Annotated in this window: 13 protein-coding genes and 1 pseudogene; 4 read left to right on the top strand and 10 right to left on the bottom strand. The window is 62.3% G+C overall.

Annotated elements, in window-relative coordinates; translation table 11 throughout:
* From AC1DGD_RS07410 to AC1DGD_RS07365, 10 genes and pseudogenes are all read right to left on the bottom strand, one after another.
* Window positions 1-212, bottom strand: a pseudogene (locus AC1DGD_RS07410) (sugar phosphate isomerase/epimerase); the annotation flags it as partial.
* 1 nt (window position 213) lies between these two features.
* Window positions 214-1,401, bottom strand: a complete 1,188-nt coding sequence (locus AC1DGD_RS07405) for a Gfo/Idh/MocA family protein (protein WP_476856390.1) — start codon at window positions 1,399-1,401, stop codon at window positions 214-216.
* Between the two features lie 61 nt (window positions 1,402-1,462).
* Window positions 1,463-4,720, bottom strand: coding sequence for a glycosyl hydrolase (locus AC1DGD_RS07400; protein WP_476850987.1), 3,258 nt, complete (start codon window positions 4,718-4,720; stop codon window positions 1,463-1,465).
* Between the two features lie 86 nt (window positions 4,721-4,806).
* Window positions 4,807-5,679, bottom strand: coding sequence for an ATP-binding cassette domain-containing protein (locus tag AC1DGD_RS07395; protein WP_476850986.1), 873 nt, complete (start codon window positions 5,677-5,679; stop codon window positions 4,807-4,809).
* Window positions 5,676-7,514 (bottom strand): dipeptide/oligopeptide/nickel ABC transporter permease/ATP-binding protein, encoded by a 1,839-nt coding sequence (locus tag AC1DGD_RS07390; RefSeq protein WP_476850985.1) that lies wholly within the window; start codon window positions 7,512-7,514, stop codon window positions 5,676-5,678. Before AC1DGD_RS07390 ends, AC1DGD_RS07395 begins: the two co-directional genes overlap by 4 nt.
* The gene (locus tag AC1DGD_RS07385) at window positions 7,511-8,452 is read right to left on the bottom strand and encodes an ABC transporter permease (RefSeq protein WP_476850984.1); all 942 of its coding nucleotides are present in this window, start codon (window positions 8,450-8,452) and stop codon (window positions 7,511-7,513) included. Before AC1DGD_RS07385 ends, AC1DGD_RS07390 begins: the two co-directional genes overlap by 4 nt.
* Window positions 8,453-8,526: 74 nt before the next feature.
* Window positions 8,527-10,050 (bottom strand): ABC transporter substrate-binding protein, encoded by a 1,524-nt coding sequence (locus tag AC1DGD_RS07380; protein WP_476850983.1) that lies wholly within the window; start codon window positions 10,048-10,050, stop codon window positions 8,527-8,529.
* A 94-nt stretch (window positions 10,051-10,144) separates the two neighbouring features.
* Window positions 10,145-11,467, bottom strand: coding sequence for a C-glycoside deglycosidase beta subunit domain-containing protein (locus AC1DGD_RS07375; RefSeq protein ID WP_476856389.1), 1,323 nt, complete (start codon window positions 11,465-11,467; stop codon window positions 10,145-10,147).
* Between the two features lie 4 nt (window positions 11,468-11,471).
* Entirely contained in the window at window positions 11,472-13,016 is a 1,545-nt protein-coding gene (locus AC1DGD_RS07370) for a GMC oxidoreductase (RefSeq protein WP_476850981.1), read from the bottom strand.
* 207 nt (window positions 13,017-13,223) lie between these two features.
* Window positions 13,224-14,483, bottom strand: a complete 1,260-nt coding sequence (locus AC1DGD_RS07365) for an ROK family transcriptional regulator (protein ID WP_476850980.1) — start codon at window positions 14,481-14,483, stop codon at window positions 13,224-13,226.
* A gap of 101 nt (window positions 14,484-14,584) precedes the next feature.
* Between AC1DGD_RS07365 and AC1DGD_RS07360 the strand changes: the two genes are divergently transcribed.
* From AC1DGD_RS07360 to AC1DGD_RS07345, 4 genes are all read left to right on the top strand, one after another.
* Window positions 14,585-16,393 (top strand): glycoside hydrolase family 3 protein, encoded by a 1,809-nt coding sequence (locus AC1DGD_RS07360; protein ID WP_476856388.1) that lies wholly within the window; start codon window positions 14,585-14,587, stop codon window positions 16,391-16,393.
* Complete coding sequence (locus AC1DGD_RS07355) at window positions 16,393-17,424, top strand: Gfo/Idh/MocA family protein (protein WP_476850978.1); 1,032 nt, start codon at window positions 16,393-16,395, stop codon at window positions 17,422-17,424. Before AC1DGD_RS07360 ends, AC1DGD_RS07355 begins: the two co-directional genes overlap by 1 nt.
* Before the next feature lie 159 nt (window positions 17,425-17,583).
* Window positions 17,584-19,728 carry a glycoside hydrolase family 3 N-terminal domain-containing protein gene (locus AC1DGD_RS07350; RefSeq protein ID WP_476850977.1) on the top strand — a complete coding sequence of 715 codons (2,145 nt, stop codon included), beginning with the start codon at window positions 17,584-17,586 and terminating at the stop codon, window positions 19,726-19,728.
* Between the two features lie 79 nt (window positions 19,729-19,807).
* Window positions 19,808-21,499 carry a DUF5597 domain-containing protein gene (locus AC1DGD_RS07345; RefSeq protein ID WP_476850976.1) on the top strand — a complete coding sequence of 564 codons (1,692 nt, stop codon included), beginning with the start codon at window positions 19,808-19,810 and terminating at the stop codon, window positions 21,497-21,499.
* Window positions 21,500-21,508: the final 9 nt, after the last annotated feature.

Here is a 21,508-nt window from a genome sequence, read left to right as displayed (position 1 = left end):
TTGGAGATGGCCCAGACCTTGAGGTTGTACTTCTCCAGCACGGCCAGCTTGGACTCGACGTAGCCGGGTTCGTCCCAGCGCCAGGCGTCCAGGTGGTCGCCGGAGACGGCGATTTCCAGGCCGTCGTAGCCCCAGCCGGAGGCCAGGCGCGCGACTTCCTCGAAGGGCAGGTCGGCCCACTGGCCGGTGAACAGGGTGTACGGGCGGGACATGTCAGGCTCCTTCAACTGTGGCCAACGACCTGTGCTCAACCTGGGTAAGCGTGCTCTTGCCTTTGGCTGATTTTTCGATGGCGGTGAGGATGTGCTGTACCTGGAGGCCTTCTTCAAACGACGGAGAGGGCGCCTCGCCCGCAGTGAGGGCGGTGAGGAAGTCGCGGATCTGGTGGATGAACGTGTGTTCCCAGCCGATGACGTGGCCTTGCGGCCACCACGCGTCAATGTACGGGTGCTCGGGTTCGTTGACGAGGATCCGCCGGAAGCCCTGTTCCCGGACCGGCACCGTGGCGTCATGGAAGTTGAGTTCGTTGAGGTTTTCGAGGTCGAAGGTCAGGGCGCCGTTGGTGCCGTAGACCTCGATTCGGAGGCTGTTCTTCTGCCCGGTGGCCACACGGGATGCCTCGACCGAGGCTCTCATGTCTCCGGTGAGCCAGAACGTCGCCCAGGCGGCGTCATCGACCGTGACGTCTTCGGGCCCATTCGGGCCGGGGCGCTGTGTGACGAAGGTCTTGAGCACGCCGGAGGCCTCGAGAATCGTTTGCCCGGTGAGGAATTGGATCTGGTCGATGGCGTGGGAGGCGATATCGCCGAGAGCCCCGGATCCGGCGGTCTCCTTACGCAAGCGCCAGCTCATGGGTGCGGTTGCGTCGGCGAGCCAGTCCTGCAGGTACGCGGCACGCACATGTCGGATGGTGCCGAGCCGGCCCTCCGTGATCAGTTCCCGGGCCAGGGCCAGGGCGGGCACGCGTCGGTAGTTAAACCCGATCATGGACTGCACCCCTCGCTCCCGGGCGGCCTGCGCTGCCGCGGTCATGGCCTCTGCCTCTGCCAGCGTGTTGGCCATGGGTTTTTCGACCAGGACGTGCTTACCGGCCTCCAAAGCGGCGATGGCGATTTCGGCGTGCATCCAGCCCGGGGCGCAGATATCGACGATGTGAATGTCGTCCCGGGTTATCACCTCGCGCCAGTCCGTGGCGGACTCGGCCCAGCCGTACTTGGCGGCTGCTTCGGCGACTCCGGCCGGGTCGCGTCCGACGAGGACGCGCCGTTCGAAGGCGGGGACGTCGAAGTAGCTGGCAACGTTCCGCCAGGCGTTCGAGTGCGCCTTGCCCATGAACGCATAGCCGATCACCGCCACGCCCAGGGGGCGCTGAGAATCCTGCTGCTGGAGTAAGTCGGTCATTAGGGGTCCTTAGATGCGGCTGCCGTGGCAGCTGAGGTGCGGGACAGGTGTAGCGGCCGGTTCATCGAGCGGAGCCTTGATATCCGTTGCTGCCGGTCGATTCAAAGGCGAGAAGGACCACCGGGCCCGTCAGACCGGAGACGGCCATGGGTGCGTCAGCTTCGTACACCTCGGCCACGGGAGCGAAGATTTCGCCGCTGGGTTGTTTTGCCTCGGCGATCAGCCGATTCATCCACGCGTTGGCGACCTCGATCTCGACTGTATTGAGGCCGGGCTGGACCGCGGCGGTGACGTCGAGCCGCCATGGGTGGGTCCAGATGATCCCGCAGTCGGTTCCGTTGATCCGTACACGGGCTATGTCGCCAACGTCTTCGACGTGCAGACAAAGCGCACGCCCCTCGATGGTTTCGGGAGTGGCCTCGAAGGTCGTCGAGTACGTGCCCACGCCCGCAAAAGCCTGGCTCTCAGGCCCTAGATCGGTCCACGGGCAGACCCCATCCGGCAGTTCGGTCTCGAGCGTACCGGGGAGTGAAAGGTGCCACCGACCGTCAAGGCGGATGGCGTCCGCTGCTTCGCACAGCAGTTCATCCGCCTGTCCACCCGGAACGAGGAACACCGAGCCCAGGGCCGGCAGTTCGAGCCTGTAGCGGCCCCCACCACCGGCTGTGCCGCCGTCGTCGGTTCGCTGCAACGCTTCCCGGCGGAGCGTGACCGGGTTCCACAGGACCATCGGCTCCTTGGCCGTTGACCGGATGGTGACCGTTCGCGGCTCAGGCCGGGGGTTGGCCACAAAGTAGATTTCCTGCGACGCAATTCTGCGACCAACGCGCAGTACATCCTCCTCCTCCACTACGAAGCCGGAGTGGAACCCCAGGTGCGTCATGGCCCAGGAAAGATCCTCGGTGTCCACAACGCTCGGTGAACGCCATAGCTGCTCGCGCAGGTTTTGGAACTCGCCCGGGTCATCGGCCAATGACGGGGAACTTTCCGGGCGTCGCCCCACGATGGGAACGCCGGATTCTGCCAAAGCAACCAGACGGCGCAGCGCCCTGGCGGTCATGCGATGACTTGAGCCGCCCAGGTAAAGCACCTTGTACGTGGTGCTGCCAGCAACAAGAGCATTATCACGGGCTGTGAACTGGCACTCAAGCGCCTCAAGATCCACGTAATCGAAGTCGAAATCGGACGGCACGGAATGGTCAGGTTCTTCCCCAAAGAGCGCCGTGAGCGGTGCCTCTTCACCGATGAACACTGCCACATCAACCGCCGGCGTTCCTTGGTTCAGCAGCCATGAGCAGCGGGCAAGATAGTCGATCCACGGTCGGGCGAGTTCAGCCCAGGGTTCAGTGCGAATGAAGGTCTGGCCTATGACGGACGCGAGGCCTATGCCGGGTGGCGGAACCTGAGTGGGCTGATGCGGGGAGGTATGGATACAGAACCTCGTAACCCCAAGGGCGAGTTCCAGATCGGCTACGTGCTTGAGCCTGCGCGGCGTGTAACTCCACGGGCGGTGCAAAGCCGTCATGGATTCCGCGCCGGTGAACGATTTGCCGTAGATGTGGGCAACAGATGAGGCACCCTTCAGGTCGGCTATAAACGTTGGTTTTGGCTCGTCAGTCCCGGCGTCAAAGACCCACATCGCCCCCATGGGGACGTCGGCGTGGCTTCGCATGGAGAGATCGCCGCCGAGTTGGGGACGGTGGTCTTCAAGTGCCTCGGCGTAGTAGATCATTCCTCGCTTGTGGGCCTCTTGGCTGAGCGTCCCGTAGTACTCACTTGAAATCAGGTCCGCCAGAGTGCGCCGGTAGTCCCACAGGAACCGGTCGCTGCGCGATGAATCTCCCACTACGTAACCAGCCAGAGCTGGCAGTAAGGGCAGCAGGTCATAACCCCTGAGATCAAGGAAGCGTTCCCGAAGGCGATCGGTGAAATTCTGTGGTCCGGACTCTATGCTGTCGCTGAGCAGGGCATCCAGCCGCTCCTCCCCCAGAGCGGCGTCAAACAGGCCGAGGTATGTGTCCAGGTAACGGCGGACTTTGGCCGCGTCCATTTTGTCGACTTCGAGCCCGGTGGCGTCAGGCTGGGCGGGACCGTTGGTCTGGCCGGTCAAAGACGCCCCGAACCTCAGGATGCACCAGTTCCCTGCAGGCGCTTCCCAGTCAAGGACGCCCTGGTCATCTACAAACGCCGTGACATCGACGACGCAGGACACATCAATGTCCGTTTTCCCGGTGGCAGCCTCATCGGTGTCCAGGGCGTAGTAGTCCGGTGCCGCTGCGAAGCCGGCTTTGAGTTCGCCCTGATGTACGCGGCCGCCGGCGAAGAGTGCGAACTCGGAGACGAGAAACTCGCTCACGGGGCGCATGATCGGTGGAATGCGCACGCCCTCAGCGAGGCGGGGCATGGCTGCTTCAAGGCTCTCGCCCGTAAGCTCGAGCCGGAACCGGCGTGCCGACACCGGGGGAAAGGATACGGTCCGCACTGCAAGCGCGGCAGCCGCCGGGTTCTCCGGAACATCCACTGTGGCAACCGTACGGTATGTGACACCATCGTCGCTTGCCAGAAGGACTGCGGCGGCCGCGGGCGGCGAACCGAACCCCTTGGGCCCCGGAAGGCCGACCGTAACAGCGGCTACCGTTACCGGCTCGTCGAACACCTGCTCGATCCACGCCGAAGACCGTTGGCCCGGGTCCCTCGGTAGGGATACCGATCCCGAGAAGCCACCGTCGACGATGCATCCCCAATCTCCAACGGGGTGGGACGCTTCCACAGCGGCAGGGAAGTACGCGGAGGGAATCGCGGCGGCCGGAAGCGCCACAACGGCCCAGTCTTGGGCGAAACGGCCCGGAGAGTCAGGATCAGCACCCCAACGCGGACAGTCCTGGTAGGGGCCGGGGACATCGGGCAGGGGCGTGAGCCGCTGGTTGATCGAACGCCCTCCCTCCACCCTGGTTTCGGACCAGACGACTTTCTTCATAGCGTCGGCGGACGCGACCCATGGGCCGCCGGCGGCGCTCCAGCCGGCCGAGGTGGCCACGGCGAACTCCATCCGCAGCTCGCTGGCTCGTCCGGCAGCGAGTTTCACCGCCTCTCCCCATTCCCGCGACCCGTGGTGCACTTTTGCCGGGACGACGAGTGGAGTGCCCATGCCGCCGTCGAACATTTGCACTCCACGGACACCGACGCGGTGCAGCCAGTCAAGGTCCAGACGAATGCCCTCGGGGTCGACGTTGCCGTCCATCCAGTGCCACCAGGCACGCGGACGTGCCTCGTCCGGCGGCGAACAAAAGCTTCGCCACAGGGCATCCAGAGCCGTCATCGGGGTTCCTGCGCTGTCGAATCGGCGAAGGTGTTTCGGGACGGCATGAGTAATTCCTTGGGTCTTTGTCATGTGCGAGTGGGTGACTAGGCGCGGCTTGCGGCGCCGGCCTGGGCCAGCAGCAATTGCTGGCGCTCGCCCCGCCTCTGCGCCTGGCGCTTCGGATCCGGGACCGGTGCCGCGAGCAGCAGTCGCTGGGTGTAGGGGTGCCCGGGGCTTGAGGTGATGGTCTCAGCGTCACCCGTTTCGACAATTTCGCCGTTCTTCATGACGGCCACACGGTGACCAATGTGCCGGACCACCCCCAGGTCGTGGGTGACGAACAGATACGCGACGCCGGTCCGCTCTTGAATTTCTACAAAGAGGTCCAGCACCCTGGCTTGAGTTGAGAGATCGAGTGCACTGACAGGTTCGTCACATACGACGAGTTTCGGGTCCCGGCAAAGGGCGCGGGCGATCGCTACCCGCTGGCGTTGCCCGCCGGAGAACTCGCGGGGCAGGCGCTGGACGGCGTCTGCCGGCAGATGAACGTAGTCGAGCAGCTCCCGGACCCTGCGTTCGGCGTCGTGACGTGAGACCCCGGTCACCAGCAAGGGCTCGGTAAGGATGTCGTTGACAGTCAACGCCGGGTTCAGTGAGGTGTAGGGGTCCTGGAAAACAACTTGGATGTCCCGGCTGAGGGTGCGGCGTTCGGCTCCCTTGGCGTGCGAGATCGATTTTCCATTAAATCGGATGTCGCCACCGCTGACCGGGGCCAGACCTAGGACAGCCCTGCCCAGTGTGCTCTTGCCGGAACCGGATTCGCCCACCAGCCCAAGAGTCTCGCCCTGGGCAATAGTCAGGGAGATGCCATGCAGGGCCCGAAACGGTTTGCGGTTCCAACCTTTGCGGCCGAATTCGACCACAAGGTCATCGACTTCCAAGAGATTGGGGGCGCCGGGAACTGGTGTGCCGGTCATGATGCGATCTCCTGATCCATGTCAACATCGGCGGGATGAACTCGAGTTGGCGTCAACGGACGGCGGGCGGGAGCGTTTTCCAGCGTCGAATCGAGCAACATCCGCGTGTATTCGTGCTTCGGGCTGGCGAAAAGTTCCTCAGCGGAGGCGGCTTCGACGATCCTGCCCGAGCGCATGACGGCGACGGTGTCACAGAGGTCGGCGACGACGCCAAAGTTATGGGTAACCAACACCACAGCCATGCCTCGCTCCGCCTGCAGATCACGGATCAGATCCAGCACTTCCGCCTGCACGGTGACGTCCAGGGCTGTGGTGGGCTCGTCGGCGATGAGCAGGTCGGGGTCGCAGGAGACAGCTCCTGCGATCAAGACGCGCTGGGCCATGCCTCCGGAGATCTCGTGCGGGTAGGCGTTGAACACCCGATCCGGGTCGGTGATGCCGACGCGGGCCAGAAGTCTAAGGGCCTCTTGTTTGGCCTCTCTGGCAGAAATGCGCAGGTGATACCGCATGGGTTCGGTGAGCTGGAAACCGATCCTGTAGGACGGGTCCAGGTTGCTCATCGGTTCCTGCGGAATGTAGCCGATCCGGCTGCCACGCAGCCGGTTACGCTCATCGTCGGAGAGAGCATCGAGCTGATGGCCGTCAAACGCGAGGCTGCTGGCAGTTGTCGTGGCACCGGGCGACAGCAGTCCCAGTATGGCGAAGGCAGTTTGGGATTTACCTGACCCCGACTCCCCCACCAGCCCAAGCACCTCACCCTTCCGTACGGCCAAGGAGACGTCATTCACGACGACGGCCTCCCCCCCGTCCTGTTTGTCATAGGCGACGCGCAGTCCTTCCACGACCAGCAGGGCGCCTGGAATCTGCCGGGCGTCAGGCTCAGTGTGGGCAACTGCCGCCGTGCTGCGTGCCCGTTCGGTCCGCATGCGGCGCTGCCGGGGAGGGATGCTGATGCGGCCACCCAGGGCATCCCGCAAGGAATTGCCTAGGAGCGCGAAGACCATGATGGTCAGGACGATGGTCACTGTAGGCCAGACGAGCAGCCAGGGAGCGTTGAAAATGTTTTGCGAAGCATCGCTGAGCATGAGGCCCCAGCTGGCGCGGTCTGAAGTGCCAAGGCCCAGGAATGCGATCCCGGCCTCGATGCCGATACCGGCGGCGGCAACTTGCGATGCTTGGATGATGCTGGGAGCAATAACGACCGGCAGCACGTGCCTGCCCATGATTCGTGTATTCCCCAGGCCGGAGACGCGGGCGGCATCGATGTAGAGCTCCTCGCGAACCGCCCGCACCGAGCCGCGGACCAGTTGGAATGCCGCAGGGGCGATCAGGACACCAAACACTGCCAAAGCCAAAGGAGTGCTTCGCCCGACGCGGGCAAGGACCACGAGCAGGATCACTATGGCCGGCAGGGACATGAGGGCGTTGCTCACCCAGCTGCTGGTGGCATCAAACCATCCGCGGAAGTAGCCGGCCAAAATGCCCAAGGGGACGCCGATGCCGGTGCATACCGCCATGACAATAACGGCGCTGATCAGACTGGTACGGGCGCCGTGGAGGAGCTGCGCGAGGACGTCCCGTCCAACGCCGTCGGCGCCGAGCGGGTGGGCCGCCGTGAATGGCGGTGCCAAGGTATCCGCGAGCTTGCTGGTCATAGGATCCCCAGGGGACAGCAGCGGGGCGAACACCGCGGCAAGTGTGAGCACTCCCAGAACAGCAATGCAGATCACTGCCACCGGGTCGCGCAGCAGCCGGCGGAACAGGCCGTGCCTGGCGACGTTGGCTTCCTCGGTCAATACCGGTTGGGGGCCGCTGGCCATGATGTTCTCGCTCATGCAACACGCACCTTTGGGTTGAGCCAGCCTTGCACAAGGTCCAGCACGAGGTTGACGATGACGACCATGGTCACGGTCAGAAGGACAACGCCGAGGACAACCGGCAGGTCGCCCTGTCCCGCAGCCAGGCTGGCCTGGGTGCCGACTCCCGGGATATTGAAGACTTTTTCCACAACGACGGCTCCCGAGATCATGACAATAAACATGAGTGACAAAGTGGTCACCGCCGGTGGGGAGGCATTACGCAGAGCGTGACGGTACAGGACGCTTCGGGCCGGCAAACCGCGGGCGCGCAGCGTGCGGACATAGTCGTACTGAAGAACGTCCGTCATGGACCCGCGGATCTGCATGGCCACCGACGCGATTGCCCCCATGGCAAGAGCAACGACCGGAAGCACAATCGACGACAACCACTCAGTAGGTGAATTCGCGAACGGGATATAGCCTGTGGCGGGCAGAACCCCGAGCTGCACGGCAAGGACCAGTACGAGCACAAGGGACAGCAGGAAGCTTGGAATGGCTTGAACCAGGGTCGACACAACCTGCAGGAGGCGGTCGATGACCCCGCCACGAACGGCAGCGAGTACACCCAGGAGCGCCCCGAAAATGCTTGTGAGAAGTATGGCACCAAGAACCAGTGACAAGGTCATTGGCAGGGCTTGGGCGAGCAGTGCGGTGACCGGCTGGTTGTTGAACCATGAGCTGCCCAGGTCTCCCGTGGCGGCGCTTGAGATCCATTCGCCATAGCGGACAATGACCGGCCGATCCAACCCCAGCTCGTGGCGTTTGGCCTCGGCCTGGGCTGCGCTGGCAGCCTGACCGAGAATCTGCCGCACGGGGTCCTGCCCGGTGAGGTTCAGCAGGAAGAACGTGGCCGTAGCGATCACGAACAGCAGGGCAACGCCGGCGGCCAGCCTGCGCAGGATGAATAACAGCATTTTGTTGACTCCGATGTCATCATGGTGGTCCGAGGGTAGTGCCGGGCCCAATGTGAAGGCCCGGCACCCGTTACTCAGCTCGCCGGAGCGAAGTTCCAGATCGGCAGGGCAGTGGAGAACTTCTGTGGCTTGACGGTTACCTTCTTGCTGATGGCAAAGTCGTTGTTGGGCTGGATCCAAGGGGCGAACCATGCCTGATCCACCACGTACTCGTTCAGCTTCTTGAACGTCTGCACCTGCTGGTCTCCGGTTTCCTTCTGGGCCTGGCCGATCAGCGAAACCACCTTCGGATCTGAGACATGCAGGGTGTTCCACAGTGCCTCGGGCGCGAGAGCCAGCTGGGCGATGTCCCAGGAGCGGTGGCTGTCGAGGCCGAAGATTGCTGCCGGGTACTTTCCGCCCAGCAGGTCTGAGATGAAGGTCTGTCCGTTCACGGGTTCGTAGACGGGCGTGATTCCGATGGCTTTGAGGGCTTCAGTCGTCGCGGCCTGCTGCGCCGGGTAGATGGGGGAAACATCCGGCATCTTCAGCTCGAAGCCGTTGGGGTATCCCGCTTCAGCGAGCAGCTGCTTGGCCTTCGCGACGTCGTATGTGTACTTACCGTTGAGGGCTTCGTCGTATGCGGAACTGTCCGTGCTGAAGAGCTGCGCTGTGCTAGTCCCGGCACCCCCATAGGCCTGCTTCACGATTGCGTCGCGGTCGAAGGCGTAATTGATGGCCTGCCGGACGCGGACGTCAGCCAAGGCCGGCGCCAGCTTTCCTTCACGATCGAAAAGGAACAAACCGGAAGTCGTGTAGGCCGGGAGGGAGACAACATTGAGTCCAGCGGACTTGAGGCTTGCAACATCCTTGGATGGAACGACAGCAGAATCGATCTGCCCCGACCGCAAAGCATTCTCCATAGCGTTGTTGTCATTGAAGACTGTGATGTTGATGGTGTCGTAAGGGTACGACTTCTTGTCGCCCCAGTACGAGGTGTTGCGGGTGTAGACGTACTTGTTGCCGGCCTGGGTCTGGGCTTTGTCCAGCACGTAGGGGCCGGAGCCGACAGGTTCGGTCTTCAGGGATTCCTTGCCGACAGCGGCCGGGCTGGCCAGCATACCGGCGTTTCCGCCCAGGTTAGGGAGAAGGGAAGGATCAGGAGCGGTAAGGACGAGCTTCACATGGGTCGGATCAACCACATCAACGCTCTTGAGGTCCCTCAGCTGCCCTCCGGCCTCACCGGTGCCCTTCTTGGCGGCCTCCAGGCCGGTCTTGACGGCCGCTGCGTCGAGCTTCGTGCCGTCGGTGAAAGTAATACCGTCGCGGAGGGTCATGCTTAGCGTGGTCTGGGTGGCGTCGTAGCTCCAGTCGGTAGCCACGTTCGGGGTCGGTTCTCCGTTTTCGTCGTTGCGCAGCAGCGAGTCATAGACGGGTTGCAGATACTGGGAGTTGGGCCCGGTGCCGAAGTTGCCGGGTGCGAAGCTGTCCGGCGCCGCGATCTGGGACAGCGACAGGGTTGTTGGCTGGGAGCTGGCTGACGAACTTCCGCCGGCACATCCGGTCGCGGTGGTGAGCAAGGCTGCGGCGGTTGCCGCCGCGATAAGGTACTTACGCATGTTTCTCCTGTTGGGAATGGGATTGAAGCGCCGTCCATTGAGTGGCGCCCAGCCACCTCGCGACCGAGGCGGCTCTATGCGACAGATGGTTTGTTTATCGTGTCAAACCACTGGTGAGGGCGTCGTTGGCCTTGGCCGTTTGTAGCTGTCGCATCAAAGCGTGCTGTCGTCGGACCTGGTCGCGGCCCCTGTAGGGTTCACGCCGGCCCTCGTATTCGCTGGAGAGCCAGCCGCTCCAGCCGGATTCCACAAGAGTGGAAACAATCTCTGCCCACGGAATGTGCAGGTCCCGAAGATCGTCGTCAATCTCAAAGAACTTTGTCTGGATGAAGTGCACGTGGGGAAGCACCTCGATCAGGTCCGACATCGGAACGGCGAGCGGCTCCAAGTGGGCCGGCCTTTTCTTGCCCTCCTCGAATCCCTCATGGCCGTCATCTACGCCAGCGGTCTGGAAAATCCCGGTGTCCATCAGCAGCTTGAAATGCTGGGTTCCCGACTTCCCGATGAAGTCCAGGTACCCCTGTGTGACAGGGTGCTTGATCGGCGTAGGAGCATGGATCTCAGGTGAGATGACAACGTCCAGCTCCTGAGCCAAGTCCAGGGACCGTTCAACAGCTTCGGACCAGATCGGGTGTGGGTCCAATTGGAGGGATGTCACACCGAACTTGGGTCGAATCGAGGTAAAACCAAGCTGCTTTGCCATCTTTAGGTCCAGCTGGATCTGGGCCGCACCCTCGGATGCGCTCAGGTTGCGGTTGTGCCACATGTCGGTGTCAACCCAGGCGCCGTAGTTGGTCGGGGTCAGCCCGTACTTGGCCAGGAGCCCGTGCCAGTTGTCAATCCAGGCTGTGGACGGTGAGGGATAGCCCGGTACATTGGCTTCCCCGAGAATTTCGATACCGGTGGCTCCCATGTCTGCAATATCGGCAAAAACGTCCTCCAGGTCCATGGAGGTATAGATGTCACCCGAGTAGCTGTAGGTCGACACCCCATAGCGCAGGCTGCCCTGCGGCGCCGGCGGCACGATGACGGGCTTGGCAGTCGACTTGAACGGGGACCGGGCAACGTGCGGCGGGAAGTAGGGGCGCCGCAGGAAGACGGTAACCTCCAAGTCGTGGACTCCCGGATTGAGTCCGCCCGGTTTAGGGACTGTGATGGTAGCCGTCTCGTCCAGCTGCCAACGCACGTCCGTTGAGTTGCGTAGTTCATCAAGTGTGAAGTTTCGCCCCTGGAGGGTCCATGTGGGGACGTGATCCGGGATCTTCTCCCCGTCAATTGTTACTTCAACTCCGTCCAGCAGGCTGGCCGAGGTTCCCCTGTAATTTGGGTTGCGGAGCTGGAACTGGAAGCCGATGATGCGGCCGCCTTCGGTCACATTCCGGAACCCCCGCCCCTGGATGGTTTCCCTTTCAAGCATGTTGTCAGTTCCTGTCTGCGTTAAATTGGTTGGCGATTGAGTTGGCACCGGCTACCGCGAGTGCGACGGAGAGAAGTGTCGGGTTGCACGCGATCGAGGTCGGGATGACACCGTTGCCGGCCACGTAGAGGCCGCTCACTCCCCAGACCTCACCGGTTGGCCCGCAGACCGACGTACCGTCGGCGGACTGGCCCATGCGAGTTGTTCCTTGGTAATGGAGGGAAGCGCCTGGCGGGAAGGTGAGCGGTTCCTGGTTTAGAGGTTCTCCGAGTGCCTTAGCGGCCCGGCGGATTGCCTGGCGTGACGCCTCGATGGAGGCATGGTCCCGTTCGGTGAGTCGGTAGTGGATCCGCATGGCAGGCATTCCATAGGCGTCCTGCTCGTCGGCATCGAATTCGACCCGGTCGGCCTCCTGCAAGTCTTTTCCGCAGAACCAACCCAGGCCCACAATGCTTCCAGGTGCGGGGACATCGGCATCGGCCAGCGGAACAGGAGATGCATCCAGCTGCATGACCTGGCCGTGAAATGGCTCCTGATCGGTGAACGGCACCCAACTCACCCCGCTGTGCTGCAGGATCGTCGGCCGGTCCCCTGCGGGGCGCGGTTCTTCCGGCAATACGGCTACTTCATTCAACCGGACGGCGAAGACTGTCTGCGGCTGATCGTTTAGGTAACGCCCTAAGGCTTTGGGCCGAACACCGGAGGCCCACAGCAGCTGAGGGGTTCGCAGCGCATCGGCGGCCACAACGACCTTTGCAGCTCGGATCTCATGCTCGGTGCCGTCTTGCAGATCACGCACCAGCACGCCACGGACATGGCCGTCTTCCACCAGCGCCCGGGTCACAAGGGCTTCGGGAAAGAGACTGAAGTTCGGGTTGTTCCGGGTTTCCTCCCCGAAAACAATGTCGGCACCGGACCACGTGATGCGGCCGTCGTCATGCCGCATCACGGCCAGCGGCATGGGACGGACCCGACGGTCCTCGGCCCTGCCAGCATCCAAGGCATTGCCAAGCCGCTGCCGCACGTCCTTCGAGTACGGTGCGTCATCAAATGCGTTGTCGGCAACATGCAGTAAGCGCTCCGCTTCCTCCAGCAGTCCGTCCAGATTCTGGAGGAAGGGAATGCGTTCGCTCCCGCCTGGTCGGGGGCAGGCGCCGGTCCAGTGTGCGCCCATGCCGCCGACGTTTGACGACATCGCTGCACCGGGCATGCCGTCTTCGCCCGGCTGTTTGTAGCCCTTGGGGAGAAGGAAAGTGCCGGGGCGGACCATACGTGATCCGGTTCCGGCCGCAGTTGATGTGGAGCTTCCACTCGCTGCCGCGACGAGTGAGGGTAGCCCCTCCGATCGGCGTTGAGCCGTGGCCCTCTCGTGGATGTCGGCAATGTTCTTTACGTGAATTCCGGGAGGATCGGCGAGCAGCGGGCCGGCTTCGAAGCACGCAACGGTAGCGTCGGGGGCTTGTTCGCTCAGAATCCGGGCGTAGGCAGCTCCGCAGGGTCCACTGCCGATGATGGCCACATCCACTGCTCTGGGGAAACTTCTGGTCATGCCACTTACATCCAATCGAAATGGCTCATCCGGCGCCGATGATCGGCCGGAACGGCAGGTTCCTGGTGTGGCCCAAGCCACTTTGCTCCCGCTTATCTTCTACCGGTGTCCGGAAGAAGTCAACACCGGGATTCGGAAATGACAAGTCGGAGGCAAACAAAACGGCCCTGGGCGACTCGGCGTCCAGGGCCGTAGCTGGGAGGACGGCTAGGCCAGATGCGCCTCGACGAGCGCGTCCGACGAGCCGTGGCGCGATTCAAGCAATGCTGGCAGGTGCTCGCGCGAAAAGAGTTGACCTAGTGCAAGCTGCACGCCGCCCGCCACGCCGCCCGCTTCCTCATTGACCGCCGACAACTCAATCAGGAGATCAGCCGCGGATACCGGCAATAACCGCTCATGCACGGCCCGCCGGATTGGTTCCAGGACGTAGGAGCCCGCGCGTGCGAGACCTCCTCCGATGATCATGAGTTCGGGGGCAAAGAAGCTGACCAGTGTGGCCAAACTCCCGCCCAAAGAGGAGGCCGTCCGACGTAAAAGTTCGCGGGCAGCATCGTCCCCGCCTTCGGCCGCAAGCGTGATGTCCAGCGGGCGGATCTTGCCTGTTCGGCTTAGAATTTCGGCCAGCACAGGGCTCTGACCGCTCTCGGCCAACGTCTGGCCCTGCCGGCTCATCGCGGAGCCGCTGGCAAGCGCTTCGAGGCATCCGATCTTGCCGCAACGGCAGATGGCGATGCCTGCCTCCGCCACGGCCACGTGTCCAATGGCCCCTGCCAGCCCATGTGCTCCCCGGTAGAGTCTGCCGTCCACCACCAGTGCAGCAGCGATGCTGGCCCCCGCCCCGATATACAGCATTTGCTTTGCCGCCGCCGCTGCGGGATTGGCCCAGATCTCGCCGAGCGCCAGGAGGTTCACGCGGTTGTCAACCCATACCGGCGCCCCCCAGCGCGAGGCCAAATGCTGCCGCACAGGATAGCCATCCCACCCCGCCATCACTGGCACGGCCGCCGGTACGCCGGTGTCAAAGGCTACGGGGCCCGGCAGACCGGCACCCATCGCAAGCAGGGGGCCACTAATCCCTGGCGCAGTACTGACCTCTTCCACCAGCTCCGTAGCCTGATTGAGCACCGCCACGGGTCCGTCCGTGACATCGATCTGGACCTGTCGGGTGGAGCGGATTGTTCCCGACAGATCGGCCGCCGCAACGACGAGTTCGTTGGAGGCGACATCCACGGCAACGACGTATCCGGCGGCAGCATTTAATTTCAGTCGCTTCGGTGCTCGTCCGCCGGTAGAAGGACCGAGGCCCGCAGGATTCACGAGCCCGACGGATTCCAACTCGGCCACCCGTTCTGCGACCACGCTGCGCCCTAGTCCGGAGCGGTCAGCCAAGGCGGGCTGGGTTATCCCTGCCTCGCTGCGGATGGCATCAAGAACGGCCGCCATGCCGGAATAACGGTCAATCGGCATTAGTTTTCCTTCCATAGCGGAGAGCAATCTCCGAACCGTAGTATATCCTTTCGACGGTGACCGGAAGAAGTGTCAAAGGAGAGCTCATGTCGCGAGAAACAGTGACCACCCTGGAAGGCGTCGCCTACCGGGACCTCAATGGCAATGGCGTGATGGATCCCTACGAGGACCCTCGCTTGACCCCGGAGGAGCGGGTCGCGGATCTCCTACCCCGACTCTCAGCCGAAGAAAAGGCCGGACTGCTCTTCCACACAGTGCTGCCGGCCGGCAAACCGGGCGATCTCGATACACCAGGACCCTTTGGACCGGAGACACCTCGAGACGTTATCTCCGGGAAGCTGGTGAATCACTTCAATGCCCACACCCTGCCATCACCGCGCGAGGCGGCCAGATGGCAGAATGCGCTCCAGGAATTAGCCGCCAGCACGCCTCATGGCATCCCCATCACCTTCTCCAGCGACCCTCGTCATGGGTTCGCCGACAACGTCGGGATGGCGCTGGCCCCGGGCTCCATGTCCCAATGGCCCGAACCACTCGGCTTGGCCGCCATCGGTGACCCTGAACTACTCGTTCAGGAATTCGGTGACATTGTGCGTCGTGAGTATCTGGCCGTCGGGATCAGGGCTGCCCTGCACCCGCAAGTTGATCTTGCAACCGAACCGCGATGGGCCCGTCAAGCCCAAACGTTCGGGCAGGACGCCGGTGCCGTCTGTGCCATGGTCGCGTCTTACCTCCGGGGCCTTCAGGGTCAGAAAGTAGGTGCGGACAGCATTGCCTGCACAACGAAGCACTTTCCCGGAGGCGGAGCCCAGAAGGACGGCGAGGATCCGCATTTCCCATATGGCCGAGAACAGGTCTACCCGGGAGACCAGTTCCAGGAACACCTCGCCCCGTTCCGTGCTGCCATCGATGCAGGAACAAGCGCGATCATGCCGTACTACAGTTTGCCCGCGGGACTGGAGCTGGATGGACAACCCGTCGAGGAAGTCGCGTTCGGCTTCAACCACCGTATTATCACGGGCCTGCTGCGTGAGGAACTCGGATTCGACGGAGTGGTCCTCACCGACTGGGGCCTCATCACCGACCTTGAGGTGTTCGGACTCCCCTTCCCGGCCAAGGCATGGGGCGTGGAGCACCTCTCCCCCGCGGAACGGCTCGATGCACTGCTTCGCGCCGGTGCCGATCAAATGGGAGGTGAAATGCGGACGGACCTTCTACTCGAGCTCCTCAAACAGGGCACCATCACTGAGGAGCGGCTCGATGAATCCGTCCGGCGCGTACTCCTGGTCAAATTCCAACTCGGACTGTTCGATAACCCGTTCGTGGACGAGGACGAAGCTGAGCGCGTCGTGGGCGCCGCCGAGTTCCAGGAAAAGGGCCATCGTGCCCAGGCGGAAGCTATGACGGTTCTCAAAAACGAAGCCATTCTTCCCCTTGCAGCAGGCCTGCACCTTTACATTGAAGGAGTTGATCCAGCGGTCGCCGCCCGATACGGAACAGTCGTGAGCGACCCGGCGCAGGCAGACGTCGCGGTGGTTCGCCTCAAGGCACCCTTTGAACCCCGGAATACCTACTTCCTCGAAGCCATGACACACCAGGGATCCCTCGACTTCCCTGCTGCGGTCATCGAGCACATTACTTCCCTTGCTGCCACAGTCCCGGTGGTATTGGACGTGTACTTGGATCGGCCAGCCATTCTGACGCCGTTCGACGACGCTGTTACCGCCCTAGTAGCCAACTTCGGGGCATCCGACGCGGCGTTGTTCGATGGCCTCACGGGAAGGATCGCACACCGCGGAAGCCTGCCCTTTGAACTGCCGCGGTCGATGGACGCCGTCCGGGCAAGCCGGCCCGACGTCGCATCAGACACCGCGGAGCCGCTGTACGTCTACGGTTCCGGGATCAGTTGATGAAGATGGATAAAGCAGACATCAGATGGGGGCTCGCCGGCACGGGAGCAATCGCCCGGGAGTTTGCGCACGCGTTGAAGGAAGTGCCCGGCGCGTCACTCGCAGCCGCAGCATCCAGAAATCAGCTCTCTTCGGCTAGGTTTTGCTCCGAGTTCGACGTCCCACAGCATCATGGGTCGTTTCAGGAACTAGCGGAAGACGACGCCATCGACGCCGTCTACCTGTCCACGCCGGCCGGGCTTCACCATGCCCACGCCACGTTGTTCATGGAGTCCGGCAAACACGTCCTGGTCGAGAAACCCTTCACTCTCAACCACGCCGAGGCTCTGGACTTGGCCCGGACCGCCCAGCGAACCGGAACGGCCCTGATGGAGGCCATGTGGACGCGCTTTCTGCCGGCCTACGTGGAGCTTCGGCGCTTGGTCGATGACGGAGCCATCGGCGAAGTGCGATCGGTGGAAGCCTCCTTTGGATTTCCAATTCCGGACTCGGGCCCGCAGGGCCGGCCAAGGTTGCATGACCCTGCGCTAGGCGGAGGAAGCCTTCTTGAACTGGGCGTCTATCCTGTTCAGCTCACGCACTGGCTGCTCGGCAACGAACCGTCCGTTGCAGCCGTTGGCCACTACAGTTCCAGTGGCGTAGACCTGGACACGGCAGCGCTCCTGTCCTACCCCACGGGAGGCACGGGGATCGTCAAGTCTTCCATTCGGACGCCCCTTCCGAATGATGCACGCGTCCTGGGAACCGAGGGATTCATTCAACTGCCGGCCCCGCACCACTGTCCCGACCGCATAACCGTTTTGCGCTACAACCGCTCCGGTCCCGGCGTGCTGGAGCCCCGTACCATGCCCGCGCCAATCGAAGGGAGCGGGCTTAGATACGAGATTCTCGAGTTCCAAACGCTCTTGAGGACCGGCCAGTCGCAGAGTTCTGTGATGCCGCTGAATGACACCCTCGCCATCATGCACACCCTGGATCTCATCCGGGATAAGACTCGATCCCAAGGGCGGATGGAACCAGCCGGGGCATGATCCCGATCATCGTCTCAACCACACCCATGGACCACCGACCCCTATAGGGCATCTCGCATTCTCGTTGATGAGGTGTAGGCCCACTTGCGACAAACAGCGTTTGCTGGAAGGACCGGAAACTTGGAACCACAATTGCAGCCAGAGCAAATCCTCGCCTCGATGACGTATGCCGAGAAGCTGGCCCAGCTTCAAATCGTTTGGAGGCCCGATCCAGCCGATGCCGGAAACCTCGCACGGACGGGTGCCGGGGCTCTCTTCTGGCCCGCCACAGCGGAGGCAACGAACGCCCTCCAACGGCAGGCCATAGAGGAGAGCCCGCATGGCATTCCACTTCTTATCGGCTTGGACGTCGTTCATGGCCAATTCACTATTTTTCCCACGCCCCTGGCACAAGCCGCCAGCTTCGACCCAGAGGTTGCAGCCGCCGACTCACGCTTTTCTGCCGCGGAGGCCCGGTCCACCGGAGTCAACTGGACTTTTTCACCGATGATCGACGTCTCCCGTGACCCGCGATGGGGACGCGTGGTCGAAGGCTTTGGCGAGGATCCCTATCTCAACGCCATCCTTGGGGAAGTCAAAATCCGGGGCTACCAAGGCGACGACCTCTCCTCGGGAAGCTCCATTGCCGCCTGCGCCAAACACTTCGTTGGCTACAGCGCGGCCGAAGGAGGACGGGACTACAACACCACGGACATCTCCGTTCAGCGGCTTCGCAACGTGTATCTGGAACCGTTCAGAGTTGCGGTTGAGGCGGGAGTCGCCAGTATCATGGCGAGCTTCAACGCGGTGTCGGGCGTTCCCATGCACGCCAACCGGCAGATGCTCACCGACGTCTTGAAGACGGAGTGGGGACATGCCGGCATTGTGGTCGCGGACGCAGGTGGCGTAGGCGAACTCATAGAGCATGGTGTCGCAACCTCGCCGGCGGACGCGGGACGACTGGCTCTTTCGGCCGGGCTGGACGTGGAGATGGGTGGCTCTCTGCTGGTAGACGGTGAGCCAATCATCCAAGAAGGCGAGCTGGACAGCGCACGCCTGGACGATGCCGTACTTCGCGTGCTTCGCCTCAAGCAGGCTCTTGGCCTTTTCGAGAACCCTTACGTCGACGAACAGACGGCCGCGACCGGCCCTACCGAAGCCTCGCTGTCGGCAGCGAGAACCACAGCCGCACGCTGCACGGTTCTACTGAAGAACGACGGGCCCGTCCTCCCTTTGGCTGCACAGGGACAACGCGTGCTAGTAGTGGGTCCCTACTCCGAAAGCAAGGACCACCTCGGCGCATGGGTGCAATTCTTCGCTTCCCCAACCACGACCTCCATATTCGAATCCCTGGAGACGGCACTACCCGACTCCGAGATCACGACACTCCCGGGTGCAAGATTCTTCGACTCCGACCCTGCCTTGCAGGCAGAAGCAGCAAAGGCCGCTGTTGAGGCAGACGTGGTCATAATCGCTGTAGGTGAACCCAGTTCGATCTCTGGCGAGGCCAGCTCACGCAGTTCATTGGACCTCCCCGGCGATCAGACCGAGTTGATCAGGGCTGTCGCGCAGACAGGCACCCCCTTCGCCGTGGTCTTAATGACGGGACGCCCGCTCGTGGTCAGTGACTGGATCGATGACTGTCCTTCCCTGCTCGTGGCATGGCACCTGGGCACCGAGGCCGGGGCCGCGATTTCCGATGTTCTCACCGGTGCTGTTAATCCCGGTGGAAAGCTCCCGATGTCCTTTCCCCGTTCCGTGGGTCAAATTCCCATCTATTACAACCACGAGTCAACAGGGCGGCCGGCCCGGTCGGGAGGAAGTCTTGCTGACAAGCGGCCCGACGTCGGGCTGACCGGGCCTAACAACACCGATGACTACTACAAGTCGAAGTACCTGGACTTGAAGCTAGGGCCACAATTCGGCTTTGGGACTGGGCTCAGCTATACGTCGTTCGAGCTGGAGGCATCGCCCGATCAGGCACTTTCGGTCACGCTGGATGAGCTTAGAGACGGAGCGAGACTTTCTTTCACCACGGCCGTTCGCAACACCGGGACTAAAGATGGCGACGAAGTGGTCCAGTTGTACGTCTCGGACCTCGTGGCAAGCGTGACCCAGCCTGTCAAACGGTTGCGAGGCTTTAACCGGATCTTCGTACCTGCCGGACAAGAACGACATGTGTCACTAACAGTCGGCTTTGATGATCTCGGATTCTGGACCAACGATCCCCACACCGGATACATCGTGGAGCCAGGCGAGTTCCGTATAGAGATTGGCGACGGCGTCTCCTCCCAAGGATTCAGCCTTACAGTCACTCCCTCCTGACATAAAAAGCCCCAGAGGTCATTGGAACCCTGATATACCCGCAGCTTTCCGGACAAACAAACAACGAGGATCAATCACCATGTCAAACCCGAACACCGCAGTACAGGAAGAAGTAACCCCTCGACCAGGAGTAGATGCACCGAACCTCCCGCGCCTGGAGCGAATTGGCAACCACACCCGGCTCATCGTTGACGAGAAGCCTTTTCTCTGCATCGGAGGGGAACTTCATAATTCAAGCGCATCCGATCGGAACTACATGTCCCCTATCTGGGACAAACTGGCAACGGCCGGCATTAACTCCGTTATCGCTCCTGTGTCATGGGAACAAGTCGAACCGGTGGAAGGACAACTCGACTTTTCGATCGTGGACGGGTTGGTGGAAGACGCCCGGTCCAACGGCGTCCGACTGGTATTGATTTGGTTTGGGGCGTTCAAGAATGCTTCCTCCACTTATGCCCCCAGCTGGGTGCGTGCCGACCGGGAACGCTTCCCACGAGCGGAGAGGGGCGTCAAACCCCTGAAGACGCCCTTCTCCTATCCCGGATCCATGCCTAGGCCAAGTCTGTCCGTCTTCTCGCGCAACCTGTTTGAAGCGGACCGGACTGCTTACACGGCCTTCATGAAGCATGTGGCGATGATCGATCCGGACCATACAGTCATCATGGTCCAGGTTGAAAACGAAGTGGGTCTGTTGGGAGCAGGAAGGGACCGCAACGCGCTGGCCGAGTCCGCCTGGAATGCACCGCTCCCCGAGGAACTCATTGCTGCGGTTTCCGATGCACCGGAATCATTTGACCCGCAATTTGTGCAGGTCCTCGGCGCAAATCCAGACCCTAGCATGAGCTGGGCAGACCATTTCGGCGATGACGACCCCGTTGCTGAGGAGACATTCATGGCCTGGGGATTCGCATCCTTTGTGGGAGGCTTGGCGGCTGCCGGAAAAGAGATCCTGCCACTCCCTGCATACGCGAACGCTTGGCTTGGACCCCAACGCGGGCAGGACCTGCCCGGCCAGTACCCCAGCGGGGGACCGACCGCCCGTATGATCCCGGTGTGGCGGGCCGCGGCTCCCGCCATCGACTTCCTGGCACCCGATATTTACGTTCCCAACTCTGCAGAAGTCATGCGGCAGTACGCCTCCGACCTTAACCCGTTGTTCATTCCTGAAGCCCGCTTCCGCGCCGGAGATGCGTTTTTGGCGATCGGCGGCTTTGGAGGTTTCGGCTACAACGTCTTCGGTGTAGAAGAAGGCAGGGAAGGCAACCAGTTCAGCACGGCCTGCGGGATCATGACTTCCCTCACGCCGGAAATTGCCGATGCCCAGCGCGATGGACGGATCTTCGGTTTCGCCCTTGACCAGGACGAGGATTCCATCAGCGCTGAGCTGGTCGGCACTGCCATCAGTGTTCGCAACGCCAGGAAGCTCCTCGAAAACATGCTCCTGGACGCTGGCGTGAGGGTTCCACCGGCGCCGGAACTCCCCGGAGAAACGGTTGCCGCAACCCACGGTCCCACTCCCGGAGACGGCCGTCCGTTCGGGCTGGTCCTCGCCATCAACCCGGCTGAGTTCATCATCGTCGGCCAAGGCGCGCAGGTGGATTTCCACAAGCCAGGTGCTGACGTTGAGCTTGATTCAGTCCGGGAGCTGGTTATGACCGATACCGGGCTGCGGGAAGGACGGTACCTCAACGGGGACGAACGCCTCGAGATCCTTTCCGACAAGCACATCAGCGCCGTGAAGGTCCGTCTGCTGATCACCCCCAGCGAATAGTCACCAGCC

Source organism: Arthrobacter sp. 05T45, assembly GCF_056395875.1.
This window is presented reverse-complemented; position numbering and strand designations above follow the sequence as displayed.